The following is a 13,593-nucleotide window of genomic DNA, read 5'->3' on the forward strand; positions in this document are numbered from 1 at the left end:
TTTCCAGGTATTTGGTTGCGACCCCATGAAATCTTTTCATCCACTGTTTAAGTCTGCTGTCGTAGGCATTAACATTCTGGATATGGTAAACACCAGCAATGACTCGAATTCCAGCAGAGAGATTGACGGGGTGATGGGTAATTCCGAGGCTATGAGCCACAGACCGGTAGACGGCAGCGCCATCACTACAGAAAATGGCATCTTTTGCCAGGATAGCCCGCAAAGGAGGCTCAATTGTCTTCTTATCAAGCGCATTCAACATGAAATCTGCTGTTGCACCAGAGCGGTCGCGTACTACCAGCACCGGCACCTGATCTTTGCCTGTTCCACGTACATGGATTTGCTTACCGCGTTTACGCGGTGGACGATTCAGGTGACGTTGACCTTTGCAGGAAGAGGGAAAAAAGGTCTCATCCGCCTCAATGATTCCTTGCAAGTGGTTGGCTTTAGTAGCCGCCGGCAAAGTCAGGAACCGATGGCGCCAACGAAAACTGGTGTTTTTGTCTATTCCGCATTGCCTGCCGCTAGCTCGCACGGTCAAACCTTCAATCAACGCTGCACTGTAATTCAACCATTGCTCCTTATGCCGCAGACGGGCCAAAGGAGTTCCCGAAATAGCCGTGAATGTGTGCTTGCATAAGCAACAGCGAAAACGTTGCAACCCCGCCTGGTGCCCCCAGCGATGAGGGCGATCCGCCTGGCAGACCGGACAACTCGGCTCAAAAAAATCCTCAAGATATTTCACAACCACAGCTTGTGGCTTCGCCTCGCTCAGATAATGTTTGGCCTGTTCTTTTTGACGACGATTAAGTTGCGATATCTTTTCCAACCACTCCCGAGAATCAGCGGCTTTCATGACTATACCCTCCAGTCTTAAGGTTCCAGCCTATTCGACAAAAAGGTAGTTCCAACGTTTAATGCAGACATAGTCTAAGTTAAGGTACAGCTACTTGGAATTGCAGTGACTGCCGCTTGGAAACACCACTATTTCATCGCCTTCCTGCCAAGGTTGGAATTTGATCATGACTTGTTGGAACACTGGGTGTTCCAGCCAATCCCTCAGCCATTGCTGTAAATTTGGATAGGGCAGACTGTAAAACACCGCCCGATCTACATGGGCGAACTGGCGCACAAAAGGCATGATGCCGACATCAGCGATGCTGATGTCGGCCCCCAGCAGATATCTATTCCTGGCTAGTAAATTTTCTAACGCCTGCAAAAACACCTCGCCTTGTTGCCGGTACTCCAGCCGGGTTAGTTCTGGATGACGGTCGGCGTATTTATAGCGATCTAGCCAGTGTTTAAACTCGTTATCGTTACGGCCGATCAGGGCATTAGCGCTGACTAAATCGATGTTTAACAAGCCTTGCGGATCTTGCTGCTTCAATGCCCACTCCAGTATTTCCCTGCTTTCCTCGATAACGAATCTCTTAGAACTATTACCTTCAGCCAGTTCCAGAACAGGAACCGTGCCTTTAGGACTGATAGCCAGCATCTGCGCCGGTTTGTTTTTCAGCACGATCTCCCGTAGCTCCACCTTCAGCTCGGCAAACAAGATACCGAGTCGAGCACGCATGGCGTAAGGGCAACGACGGAAGGAGTACAAGCGATGCAGTGACACGGTCATAGTTTGCTTCCTGGCTGAATTAACTAAGCCACTAATTATAGGGGAGCTTTATAGATTGAGGTGAAGTGCAGCACGGCGTCGTTACGGTACTTGGGGTGAAACACCGACAGATCCAACTTGTGTTCAATCAGGTAATGAACGACGTGTTCAAAGGTGCCGGGCTAGAGCTGCTCCTGATAATTGATCACGACCATGGCGGCCTGGTCGTAGTTGTGCAGTGCTTGAAGCGAGGCATGCCGTCGGCTCCTAGTTATTGTTGCACTTCAAAGTTGAATCTGCCACCTATAAGAACCCAGGTGTGTTCCGACAGACTGACGTCGAGCTCAGGCTAAAGAAGAAGGAAAAACAGGAGCATATCACGATTTTCTGCTAGGCAAAAGATCGTGATATGCTCCTGTTTTGCTGTTTTGATTCCTAAGATCGGCTCATGACATGCAGCAAAGCAAGGGGATCACGCGGATTGCGCAAACTGGGCAATATGAAAAAGTGCTTCTCCTTCGTGGACCAACGGCAGTTCGGAGCGGCCGATGATCAACCCATTGCAGGATGCGATGACCGGAATTTCCAAGCTGGAGGAAGGATCTCTGATGATACCAAGCACATCCTGTTCACGGACAGGCTCTCCCAGGCGGTGGGCCGCGCAAAAGATGCCTCCGCCAGGTGCGCGGATCCACTGGCTGTCATGCGCCAGTAATGATGGTGAGCCGGCTTTGCCTTGCGATTTCTCGGGTATCATTCCCAACGTTTTCATAACGCCCAGAATACCGCGCAAACCCACACGAATAGCATTTTCATCAAAACGCAGTGCTTCACCCCCTTCATAAAGCAGCATGGGAATGCCCAGTTCGGATACGGCTTCACGTAAGGACCCATCCTGCAGATTGGAATTGAGCAATACCGGCACATTGAAGGATTTTGCAAGTCGCAGCGTCTCCGGATCATCCAGATTGGCGCGTATTTGTGGCAAATTGTTACGATGGATTGCGCCAGTGTGCAGATCAATGCCATGGGTACATTTAGTTACAATTTCGGTCATGAAGAGATCAGCCAGGCGTGCGGCTAATGACCCTTTTTTTGAACCTGGAAATGAACGGTTGAGATCACGTCGGTCCGGCAGATAACGGGATTGTTGGATTATGCCGTAGACGTTGACCATGGGGACGGCAATCAGATCACCGCGAAGCTTGTCTAATCCCGGCTGTTTCAGCAGGCGCCGGACAATTTCAACCCCGTTCAGCTCGTTGCCATGGATAGCTGCACTGACGAACAGACGTGGCCCGGGTTTTTTGCCACAGACGACATGAATCGGCATGGTCATCAGCGTGTGCGTGTATAGCTCCGGCAAAGGCAGATCAATGGTGGTAATCGTGCCTGGCTTGATGGTTTGTTGATTGATGATCAGCGCCGCAGTCATTGGTTATTTACCCTTTACCACGGGTGCGTGATTTTTCTGGAGTATGTTCCAGGAGTTTGATTCGTTTCTCGATGAACTGGATGATGGAAGAGGCAATATCCTTGCCGCTGACCGTTTCGATCCCTTGCAAGCCAGGGGAAGAGTTGACTTCCATGATGACCGGTCCATGATTGGATCTCAGCAAATCGACTCCGCAGACATTGAGTCCCATTATTTTGGCAGCGCGTACTGCAGTCGAACGTTCTTCAGGAGTAAGCTGTATTAGTGAAGCTTGTCCGCCACGGTGCAGATTGGAACGAAATTCACCTTCTGGTGCCTGGCGTTTCATGGTAGCCACCACCTTGTCATCAATGACGAAGCAACGTATATCACTACCACCGGCTTCCTTGATGTATTCCTGCACCATGATGTTTGCGTTCAGCCCCATGAAAGCCTGGATGACACTCTCCGCTGCTTTTTTGGTTTCCGCCAGGACGACGCCGATACCTTGTGTGCCTTCCAGCAGTTTGATCACCAGCGGCGCACCGCCAACCTGTGCAATTAAATCGTCGATGTCGTCGGGATTATGCGCAAAACCCGTGACAGGCAGGCCAATTCCTTTTCTGGCCAGCAATTGCAGGGAGCGCAGCTTGTCGCGCGAGCGCGTGACTGCCACCGACTCATTCAATGGAAAGACATTCATCATTTCAAACTGCCTGAGTACTGCTGTTCCATAGAATGTAACCGATGCCCCGATACGAGGGATAACTGCATCGAACACTTCCAGCTTCTCGCCACGATAATGGATACCTGGCTGATGAGATGTGATATTCATGTAACAGCGCAATACATCGAGTACTTTCACTTCGTGCCCGCGTGCGATAGCCGCTTCTACCAGCCGCCTGGTGGAGTAAAGCCTGGCATTGCGAGACAAGATTGCCACTTTCATAATAAATCACCTGTTGATAACTCTGGCCGGCAGTGAGCGTTTGCCGAACAGATAGGAAACACTGGGATCAACGATAAAACGGCCATTGAGCGCAGTGCGGCCGAGTAGCATTCTGAAACGCATATCATCGCGGCAAGTCAGCGTCATTTCAGCCATGAACGCATGATGCCCAACGCACATCTGAGTTTCGATAATGTAACGTAACTGCTTGTGACCTCCTGAATCACTGACCAAACGTTGATCCTTGACCGCCGCATGGCATTCGATCCAGTTATCGGTGTCGTACTGATCCGGATGAATCGTAAATCTTACCCACAGTTGATGACATTTTTGATATGGCTCGACTCTGAACGCATGCAGGGTCGATGTACGCGCACCGGTATCGATTTTTGCCTTGATTCCAGGAATATTCAGGTCCGGCAACATTATCCACTCCCGCCAGCCAATGGTGGGTAGATTTGTCACTTGGACACCTTTAAAAATTCACATTTCACTATAACACCCTGTTGTTAATAAAAAATGTTTCCTTACATATCAATTGTATGTTGCGTCAACATTTTTTATTCACGTTCGGCCTTGTTTAGAACCCCGAGTTTTTAGAGGTGCCTACTTGCAGGTTGTTACAGTTAAATTAAGTCGATGACAAGTCAAGGCCAATATTGTTAACACAGCATATCAACACCCTGAAATTATGGATTCTAACCATAATATGGATTGCTGGTCGAGAAAAATTCGTGGCACTTGAATTGTAGTGGCAGCACCCAAAACAGCCGCACCGCATTCACATGGTATCAACAGGGGGCAAAAGGAATACAATAACGTATAATCAGAGCAAGGAATACGCAACGTCAAATTGGAAAATTGACGTATGACGAAAGGTAGCCAGACAAGTTGTTTATGGTGCCCAGAAGAGGACTCGAACCTCCACACCCGAAGGCACATGGACCTGAACCATGCGCGTCTACCAATTCCGCCATCTGGGCAATTTTGTGATTACCATTCCATTCAACCTGTCGGTTAAACTAACGAAGCAATCGCAGAAAAGCCCGTCGATTTTATAGGAAACCTTTAATTTGTCAATCAAACGTAAAACACAAGCGAGTAAAAAGCTGCGTGAGCTTGATCCGTTTCTTACTCGAGAAAAAGAGCGTTACGGCCAGGCCATTCCAAGTCGGGAATTTATCCTGCAGGTTCTTGAGCAGCAAGGAGTGCCGGTTGACGAAGATAATCTAATAAAATTATTGGATATTTCGGCAGATGAATCTGATTTCTTTCGGCGTAGGCTGTCAGCGATGATGCGGGAAGGTCAGGTTATACGTAACCGAAAAGGTGATATTTGCGTTACTGAAAAGCTGGAGTTGATCAAAGGAACGGTACAAGGACATAGTGATGGGTTTGGTTTTTTATTGCCTGACGATGGCGAAAGTGATCTGTTTTTGAGCCCCAGGGAAATGCAAAAGGTGATGCACGGTGACCGTGTGATTGTACGAGTAGTCGGAATTGATCGCCGGGGACGCCGGGAATGTAAGATTGTTGAGGTGCTGGAACGTGTCAATAGCCGTCTGGTGGGGCGCCTCTATGCAGAACATGACATCTATTTCGTTGCTGCTGAAGACAAACGTATCAGACAGGAAATTCTGATTCCCAAGGAAGGCTTGATGAAAGCGCGTGCCGGGCAAATCGTGATGGTCGATATTGTTCAACAACCCGATCATCGGGCGAAACCAGTCGGTCGTATCACTGAAGTTCTGGGGGATTATGCTGCGCCTGGCATGGAAATTGAAATCGCACTGCGAAAATTTGACCTGCCAAATGTATTCACGCCGGAAGCCGAGAAAATTACCAGTAAACTGCCGAGCAAAGTTCTGAAAAAAGATTTGCTCAAGCGTGCAGATATTCGCCATTTACCGTTGGTTACGATCGATGGTGAAACTGCCAAGGATTTTGATGACGCGGTTTTCTGTCAACCGGAAGACAAAAATTTCAGACTGTTTGTGGCGATTGCCGATGTCAGCCACTATGTTCTCGACCAGAGTGCGCTGGACAGGGATGCTTTCAATCGAGGAAATTCAGTTTATTTTCCCAGAAGAGTAATTCCCATGTTGCCGGAAAAGCTCTCAAATGGATTATGCTCTCTGATTCCTCGGGAAGATCGCTTGTGCATGGTATGTGAAATGCTCTGGACCGCCAAGGGGGAGCTGACCGAATACCGCTTCTATCCGGCCGTCATGCATTCCCATGCCCGGCTTACCTATACCATTGTTGCAGAAATGCTTGAAAAACCGAAAGGAGCAGTCGCCAGGGAACATGCTGATTTATTGACACCAATCAAGTCACTTCACAAGATATACAAAATATTGCAGCGGTCTCGCAAAATACGCGGTGCCATTGATTTCGAGACAGTTGAAACCGAAATGGTTTTTAATGATCAGGGGAAAATAGAGCAGATTCGTCCTGTAGTTCGCAATGAGGCACACCGTTTAATAGAAGAATGTATGCTGGCAGCCAATGTATGCGCATCCAATTTTCTGCAGCAACACGGACAGCCGGTGTTGTATCGCATACATGAAGGCCCCGTAGCTGAAAAATTGGCCGCATTGCGTGACTTTTTAAAAGAGTTTGGCTTACAGTTAAGTGGCAAAGACAAACCTCATGCCAAGGATTATGCCAAAACGCTCAGGCAGATCAAAAACAGACCAGATGAACAATTGTTGCAGACAGTCATGCTGAAATCGTTGCAGCAAGCCGTGTATAGTCCTGACAATGTTGGCCATTTTGGCTTGGCATATGAATCCTATACCCACTTCACTTCCCCGATTCGCCGTTATCCGGATTTGCTGGTACACCGCGCAATTAAAGCGGTACTTACCGGCAAAATATATGCATCCGGTGACTGGTACGAATTGGGCAAGCACTGCTCCAAAACCGAGCGACGCGCTGATGAGGCGACCCGTGAGGTAGAGTCCTGGCTGAAATGTTTCTACATGCAGGATAAAATTGGGGATAGCTTCGACGGCGTCATCAGTGGCGTGACGGGCTTCGGTCTTTTTGTTGCGTTAGATGATATTTATGTGGAAGGGTTGGTACATATTTCTGAACTGCCCCGAGATTATTTTCACCACGATGCGGTCAAACATTTGTTGCGTGGCGAGCGAACCGGCAAATGTTACCGGTTGGGCGACAGACTGTGTGTCAAGCTGGTTCGAGTCGATCTGGAAACGCGCAAGATAGATTTTGTACTGGACGGCAAAAGTAAACCCCATTAACCTGGTTTGGCCCAGCGCCATGATTGGATGAAAGATGACGCGCTCATACCCTATATTTAGTTTCCATGCTATTGCCAGCCGCCTGCGGCAACACCCGGACAGTATTCAGGAAATTTATCTGGATGAGAGCCGTCAGGATCAACGCGCGCGCGATTTGATTAAACGTGCAAAAGAAACTTCGGTTCGCCTGATTCTCTGCCATCAGGACAGGCTGAATCGCATCGTCGGGACAGTTCATCACCAAGGAGTGGTTGCTAATGTGCGACAACTCAAAAAATATGCCAGTATCGAGGACATGCTGGATAGCCTGACGGAGCCGGCGTTACTTCTGGTACTGGATGGCGTGAAGGATCCCCATAACCTGGGCGCTTGTTTGCGTGTTGCTGATGCGTTTGGCGTACATGCCATCATCACACCCAAGGATCGCGCGGTGGGTTTGACTGCTACTGTACACAAGGTAGCAAGTGGCGCTGCCGACAATGTGCCGCTTTTCCCCGTAACCAATCTTGCCAGAACATTGGATGAGCTCAAGGAAGGCGGCATTTGGATAACAGGCACGACAGCCGATGCGGGCAATCGGCTGGATTCGGTCGTGCTAAAAGGCCCCATGGCCTGGGTGCTGGGCGCCGAAGAAGAAGGAATGCGTCGTTTAACCAGAGAGCGCTGCGATCAATTGGTACAGATTCCTATGGTGGGAGGCGTCGAGAGTTTAAATGTATCGGTAAGTGCCGGAATTTGCTTATTTGAGACATTCCGGCAGCGGGCAGCGCTCGCGCAACCACGTGCCGATATCGCAACAGGCTAGCGCTAGAACCTTCGCCCAGAATTACCTTTGCCAGCATGCGTCTTGAAAGGCTGACTGAAGCTGATAACAAAACTTTTGCCAGCAGCCCCTTCTGATACAACAGTTAACTGCCCGTCATTGGCCTGCAAAATATCCTGAACGATCGCCAGCCCAATCCCATGTCCAGGAACAGAGGAATCGCCCCGCACACCTCGTTGCAGAATTCTGACAGATTCAGTTGCAGGAATATCTGGTCCATCATCGCTGATTTTGATTACAATTTTGTCTTGTTGATGACAAGCCGTGATAGTGACCCGCTCTCGGCACCATTTAAATGCGTTATCAACCAGATTGCCAAGTAACTCCAACAAATCACTTTCATTGATTTGCAGACTAATGGCAGAATCGACCTCGATATCGATCCGGGGCTGTTTGCTGTAATGCGCACGGCTGACGGCATTTACGATTTTTTCAATGATGGGTTGCAACCTGATCAATCTTGCACCTGGTAGTTTGCCGATGGTAGCTGCGCGTCGTAACTGATATTGCACGATATTATCCATTCGCTCAATCTGCTGGGCAACCAGCAGTTTGAGTTTACGGGGGTCGGTTTCTGTCTTGATCGCGCCCTGCAGAATGGCGAGTGGTGTTTTAAGGCTATGCGCCAGATCCGCCAGCGCATTCCGGTAGCGTTGCTGATACTTGCGCTCATGATGGATCAATGAATTGATGTTGTCAGTCAATTTGCTGAGTTCAACTGGATACCGACCTCCCAGGTTTTCCTGCTGACCGGCCTCGATACGATTCAACTCACCCGCGACCTTACGCATGGGTAACAGCCCCCAGCGCAACGCAACTGCCTGCACGACAAGCAATAGCAAAGCAATGGCAGCAAGCCAGCTCCACAGGGTGTTTTCATATTGATCTCGCTGGTCATCAAACAACGAGCTGTCCATCAACAGATGAAAAACAAACGGATAATCTTTCGCTTCGGTTTCCCACTGAACAGGATAATGGTAAAGAAAATAGGGGGTATCATTCATTATCAATCGTTTGAATTGCTGCTGATCTGTCATTTGCTCATTGGTTGGCAGTGCAGGAAGATAGAGCGCGGAAAGCGACTGCCATACTAACTTTTGAGTACCATCCGTAATAAAAGCAGCGGTACCGGAATGGATTTGGCTAATCTGCGGAAACCCCGGAAATTCCTCCGGCATAGTTAAATTACCATCTAAATCCACCTCTGCATCACCCATCAGCAGATAAAGTTTTCCCAGCATCCGGTCCTGCAACGCGGCAAGCGCATTGTCCTGAAAGGCACGATCCAGCGTAATAGCCGTTCCAACCACAAAGAGAATCAACACGACGAACGCGCTGGATAGAATGCGCTGATTAAGGGACATCATACTGGTGTTAATCAGAGATACAGAAAAAACAAGTTACTGGGACGACTGCACTAAGCAGCGATAACCTTGTCCACGAACCGTCTGAATTGGATTCAGCGTTCCATCAGGATCAAGTTTTCGGCGTAAGCGGCCAATGAGTACTTCGAGCACATTGCTGTCATGATCATCTCCATGAGGATAAAGATAATCCGTAATAGTTTGTCTGCCGATAACGTTTCCCTGATTGCGGATCAAAAACTCCAGCAAACGATACTCGAAAGAAGTGAGATTAACGGTTTCATTGTTGACACTGACTACCTGGGTAGAGGTATCCAGACAAATCGGACCACTCGTCAATACCGAATCAGTGGCGCTTGCTGCGCGACGCAGCAGCGCCTTGATTCTGGCGAGCAATTCCTCGCCCTGAAACGGCTTGGCGAGGTAGTCGTCAGCACCAGCTTCCAAACCGATGACCTTATCCTGCCAGCTGCTCTGTGCGGTCAGTAGCAAAATGGGAAGCAAGCTACCCTGCTTGCGCAACGTGGCGACGATTTCCAGTCCGGATAAACCGGGTAGCCCTATATCCACGATGGCGGCATCCAGCGGATATTCACTTGCAATGTAAAGACCTTCCCTGCCATCGCTGCACTGATCAACCATAAATCCAGCAGCAGTCAACTGATGAGAAATCAGATTTAACAGCTGAGGTTCATCTTCAATAACCAGAATGCGCATACCAATTTTAGAAATAAAAAATGTTGACGCAGCATATAATTGATATGTAAGGAAACATTTTTTGCGGGTGACGAAATATGAATTTTTAAAGCGCCTTGGGCTGAATTGCTGCCAGCCAATAGCTGGAGGCTACCGGGTGGAGAGAATGGCGCCACTACGTGCATCGACCGTAATAATCTGAATGTGCCCTTTACTGTTCAGAATCTTTACACGGTAATGGGATGACTCATGATTGACTGATAACACCCGGCCACCGACCGATCTCTGCACAATCACTGCGGCTTCCTGTGGAGAAATCTCAGTACGCTTACCGGCGGTCATCAAATATACCGCTTCCTGTGGCTGCGAAAATGAATGCCCAGCGATCTGCATGGCCACAAGAAAAGAAATGACAAGCAATATCCACTTGTAATTAGTGTATAAGCGCATTTAGAAATTGATTCGGGTAAGACAATAGATATTGATAATGCGGCGCCTGACTTCCCTTAATTACTTGATGCCAAGCGCCGGACTTCTAATACTAATAGCCTATCATAATACTGGTATTGCCAGAACGTAATCCCATAATGAAATCATTGTGTCCGCCACGAGGTGGTTGATAGTACTGTGGACCGTAATACACCTCTCTCCTCACTTGGGGATAATAATAATTATTGTAGTGATTATGGCGATGACGTTTTGCCCGTTTGTGATGCCGACGATGCCCATGGTTATGATCGTTATAATAACGGTAATCAGGTCCACCATAATAGTGATTATGCTGATTGCCATAAACGTGATTGCGGCCATCAGCCTGTGCATTAGTAGAGAATAATAATATGATTGCTAATAGAGGAGCCAAAATGGCTCCAATGAATAAAGAATAATTAGTTCTCACGGTGCTTCTCCTCTTTCAGGTTAAACGACAGAATAAAGTTTCTGTCTTGGCGACCAAGATAGCAAAAGTAACCTGAACAGAAGCTGAATGAATCGCGGTTTCAACTTTGAAGTGCAGCTTTATTAAGGTAGTTTATAGGCAAGCTGCGGTAGTATCGGAGCTTCTTAAACGTGGAAAAACCTGAACAGCAATCAGATTATGATTCAGATTCAGGTTTTATTTTCGCCAGTACAGCTTGTTTTTAAGCTTTTTCTTTATTCATGGCGGCAGCACCAATGCGTTAAAATGCTGCTTTTCTAATCATTACTATTTTTAAATGATCAAAGTTGGCATTATTGGTGGTACTGGCTATACAGGCGTCGAACTCTTACGCATACTGGTACGGCACCCGGAGGTGACGCTCAAGGTCATTACTTCTCGTCAGGAAAGTGGGCAAGGGGTCGATGTCCTTTTTCCAAGCTTGCGCGGACTGATTGATCTGCAATTCAGTGATCCGGCACAGGCTGATCTCGAACAATGTGATGTCGTTTTCTTTGCGACCCCTAATGGGGTGGCGATGCATCAGGCAGCCGCCTTGCTGGCTGCGAATGTGAGAATCATTGATCTCTCGGCTGACTTTAGAATCAAGGATGTTGCGTTGTGGGAAGAATGGTATGGGATGAAACATGCTGCTCACGAGTTGGTGGCAGAGGCAGTCTATGGATTGCCGGAGGTTAATCGTGAAAAGGTGCGTCATGCGCGGTTGATTGCGAATCCCGGTTGTTATCCGACAGCAGTACAACTGGGTTTCCTGCCGCTGATTGAAGCCGGTGTAGTTGATACTGATTATCTGATTGCGGATACCAAATCAGGCGTATCCGGGGCAGGACGCAAAGCAGAAGTACCGATTCTTTTTGCGGAATCCGCTGATAACTTCAAGTCTTACGGAGTGCCCGGGCACCGTCATCTGCCAGAAATCCGACAAGGATTATCCGAACGGGCGAGCAAAGCTGTTCGTTTGACATTTGTGCCACACTTGACACCGATGATTCGCGGCATTCATGCCACGCTTTACGCCAGACTGACCAAAGAAATTGATTTGCAGGCATTGTATGTGGATCGCTATCAGGACGAACCTTTTGTCGATGTATTGCCAGCGGGCAGTCATCCAGAAACCCGTTCGGTTCGCGGTTCCAACATTTGCCGACTTGCCGTTCATCGCCCGCAACAAGGTGAGATGGCAGTAATCTTGTCAGTAACAGACAATCTGGTTAAGGGTGCGGCCGGACAGGCGGTACAGAATATGAATATAATGTACGGATTAACGGAGACGACCGGCATTGACTTTGTCCCTCTGCTACCCTGAATCCGCAAGATAATAATAAAAAGGTGATCAATTTGATGCGCAGCAAAACCGATGTCAGCGCGCCGATCATGGTGGTCAGAGCTCATGTGCCCTGGTACAAGCGCGTATTATTTTCCGTTATCGGCTTGCTGTTGGTCGCCTTGCTGGCTTATGGCGCGTATGAGGCGGGCAGAGGAACGGATAAAGTAAATGATGGGAGTGTCGCCACTAACGATCCCGCACTCGAACAAATACTCGAAGCCAGTAATTGCCTGGAAAAATATAGCGAGACGCTTTGTACACAGATAGCCGATCTCGTGAGGCAACTGCAAATTAGTAATGCCACGCGGGTGGATCTTGCCAAGCAGGTAAAAGCACTGGATGAAGAGAATGAGCGTTTGCGTGAGGATTTATCACTCTTTCAGCGCTTGATTTCCGGAAATGATGAAGCTGCCGATGGCGAGCTGGTCATCCATCGATTTTCACTGGAGCCAAGCCCGATTCCAGGTGAATATCTTTATACTCTTTTACTGGCACAGGGTGGTAAACGGCTCAAAAATTTTGTTGGCAGCCTGGAGTTTGCCGTTGAATTGAAACAGGACGGTGAGAAAAAATTAATTTCTTTGGTCGATGAGAATGCATCCAAGGGATTTCCGGTTGATTTTCGCTATTACCACCGGTTGGAAAAAAGTTTCCAAGTGCCTACGGAGACAGTCGTGGAAAGCCTGCAGGTTAGAATATTTGAAAATGGTGACAGCAAACCGATTCTGACGAAAACCATTCAGCTACCCCTTTGAGGACATACATGTTTGGAAGAAAAAATAAAGCAGTCAGTCATATTGATACTCTGATTGGATCCAATACCACCGTTACCGGCGATATCCATTTTGCGGGAGGGCTGAGGGTGGATGGGCGCGTATGTGGCAGTATTGTGGCAGCAGGTGAGTCGCTTTCCATGCTGGTGTTAAGTGAACAGGGCATAATTGAAGGCAAAGTAAGAGTGACGCACATGGTGGTCAATGGCACGGTCAAGGGTCCGATTCATGTTGAACAGGAGCTTGAGCTGCAGCCGCACGCGAAAATTATGGGAGATATTCATTATCGGTCTCTTAAAATTCACCAGGGAGCTTCAGTGGAAGGGAAAATGATCCGCATAGAAGCTGCTCAGCCTGATAAGTTGATCACCCTAATGGCCCCCACCCAGCCACAGAAGAAAACCAAGGAAGAAAACGAGTAATACTTTGTAGCGCCGC

Annotated in this window: 14 protein-coding genes and 1 tRNA gene; 5 read left to right on the forward strand and 10 right to left on the reverse strand. The window is 48.3% G+C overall.

Annotated elements, in window-relative coordinates; genetic code table 11:
• The 6 genes from NSMM_RS01365 to NSMM_RS01390 form a co-directional block, all read right to left on the reverse strand.
• A partial coding sequence (locus tag NSMM_RS01365; RefSeq protein WP_090283878.1) for an IS1595 family transposase occupies positions 1–856 on the reverse strand: 856 nt, incomplete at its 3' end.
• Positions 857–946: 90 nt separating this feature from the next.
• Positions 947–1,627 (reverse strand): glutathione S-transferase, encoded by a 681-nt coding sequence (locus tag NSMM_RS01370; RefSeq protein ID WP_090283880.1) that lies wholly within the window; start codon positions 1,625–1,627, stop codon positions 947–949.
• Between the two features lie 451 nt (positions 1,628–2,078).
• Complete coding sequence (locus NSMM_RS01375) at positions 2,079–3,041, reverse strand: succinylglutamate desuccinylase/aspartoacylase family protein (RefSeq protein WP_090283882.1); 963 nt, start codon at positions 3,039–3,041, stop codon at positions 2,079–2,081.
• A gap of 7 nt (positions 3,042–3,048) precedes the next feature.
• Complete coding sequence (gene rimK / locus NSMM_RS01380; protein ID WP_090283884.1) at positions 3,049–3,969, reverse strand: 30S ribosomal protein S6--L-glutamate ligase; 921 nt, start codon at positions 3,967–3,969, stop codon at positions 3,049–3,051.
• A gap of 6 nt (positions 3,970–3,975) precedes the next feature.
• Positions 3,976–4,434 (reverse strand): ATP-dependent zinc protease family protein, encoded by a 459-nt coding sequence (locus tag NSMM_RS01385; protein ID WP_090283886.1) that lies wholly within the window; start codon positions 4,432–4,434, stop codon positions 3,976–3,978.
• Between the two features lie 433 nt (positions 4,435–4,867).
• Positions 4,868–4,952: transfer RNA gene (locus tag NSMM_RS01390), tRNA-Leu, on the reverse strand.
• A 90-nt stretch (positions 4,953–5,042) separates the two neighbouring features.
• On the opposite strand from NSMM_RS01390, the gene rnr reads away from it, so the two are divergent.
• Together rnr and rlmB are read left to right on the forward strand one after the other, a co-directional pair.
• Positions 5,043–7,235, forward strand: coding sequence for a ribonuclease R (rnr, locus tag NSMM_RS01395; protein ID WP_090283888.1), 2,193 nt, complete (start codon positions 5,043–5,045; stop codon positions 7,233–7,235).
• A 34-nt stretch (positions 7,236–7,269) separates the two neighbouring features.
• Positions 7,270–8,040: a 23S rRNA (guanosine(2251)-2'-O)-methyltransferase RlmB gene (gene rlmB / locus NSMM_RS01400; RefSeq protein ID WP_090283890.1), complete on the forward strand. Its 771-nt coding sequence runs from the start codon at positions 7,270–7,272 to the stop codon at positions 8,038–8,040.
• Positions 8,041–8,042: 2 nt separating this feature from the next.
• Here rlmB and NSMM_RS01405 read toward each other — a convergent pair whose 3' ends face one another.
• The 4 genes from NSMM_RS01405 to NSMM_RS14980 form a co-directional block, all read right to left on the reverse strand.
• Positions 8,043–9,425, reverse strand: a complete 1,383-nt coding sequence (locus NSMM_RS01405; RefSeq protein ID WP_090283892.1) for an ATP-binding protein — start codon at positions 9,423–9,425, stop codon at positions 8,043–8,045.
• Positions 9,426–9,458: 33 nt separating this feature from the next.
• On the reverse strand, positions 9,459–10,139 hold the full coding sequence (locus NSMM_RS01410; protein ID WP_090283894.1) for a response regulator transcription factor: 681 nt from the start codon (positions 10,137–10,139) through the stop codon (positions 9,459–9,461).
• A gap of 129 nt (positions 10,140–10,268) precedes the next feature.
• Positions 10,269–10,568, reverse strand: coding sequence for a PepSY domain-containing protein (locus NSMM_RS01415; protein WP_090283896.1), 300 nt, complete (start codon positions 10,566–10,568; stop codon positions 10,269–10,271).
• 91 nt (positions 10,569–10,659) lie between these two features.
• Positions 10,660–11,016, reverse strand: a complete 357-nt coding sequence (locus tag NSMM_RS14980; protein WP_143001819.1) for a hypothetical protein — start codon at positions 11,014–11,016, stop codon at positions 10,660–10,662.
• Positions 11,017–11,332: 316 nt separating this feature from the next.
• Between NSMM_RS14980 and argC the strand changes: the two genes are divergently transcribed.
• Genes argC through NSMM_RS01430 form a run of 3 tightly spaced genes read left to right on the forward strand, consistent with a single transcriptional unit; the run spans position 11,333 to position 13,577 of the window.
• Positions 11,333–12,361 carry an N-acetyl-gamma-glutamyl-phosphate reductase gene (gene argC, locus NSMM_RS01420; protein ID WP_090283898.1) on the forward strand — a complete coding sequence of 343 codons (1,029 nt, stop codon included), beginning with the start codon at positions 11,333–11,335 and terminating at the stop codon, positions 12,359–12,361.
• Between the two features lie 35 nt (positions 12,362–12,396).
• Positions 12,397–13,137 carry a DUF6776 family protein gene (locus NSMM_RS01425; RefSeq protein WP_245654632.1) on the forward strand — a complete coding sequence of 247 codons (741 nt, stop codon included), beginning with the start codon at positions 12,397–12,399 and terminating at the stop codon, positions 13,135–13,137.
• A gap of 8 nt (positions 13,138–13,145) precedes the next feature.
• Positions 13,146–13,577, forward strand: coding sequence for a bactofilin family protein (locus NSMM_RS01430; RefSeq protein WP_090283901.1), 432 nt, complete (start codon positions 13,146–13,148; stop codon positions 13,575–13,577).
• Positions 13,578–13,593 lie beyond the last annotated feature (16 nt).

This window comes from Nitrosomonas mobilis, assembly GCF_900103035.1.
Taxonomy (GTDB): domain Bacteria; phylum Pseudomonadota; class Gammaproteobacteria; order Burkholderiales; family Nitrosomonadaceae; genus Nitrosomonas; species Nitrosomonas mobilis.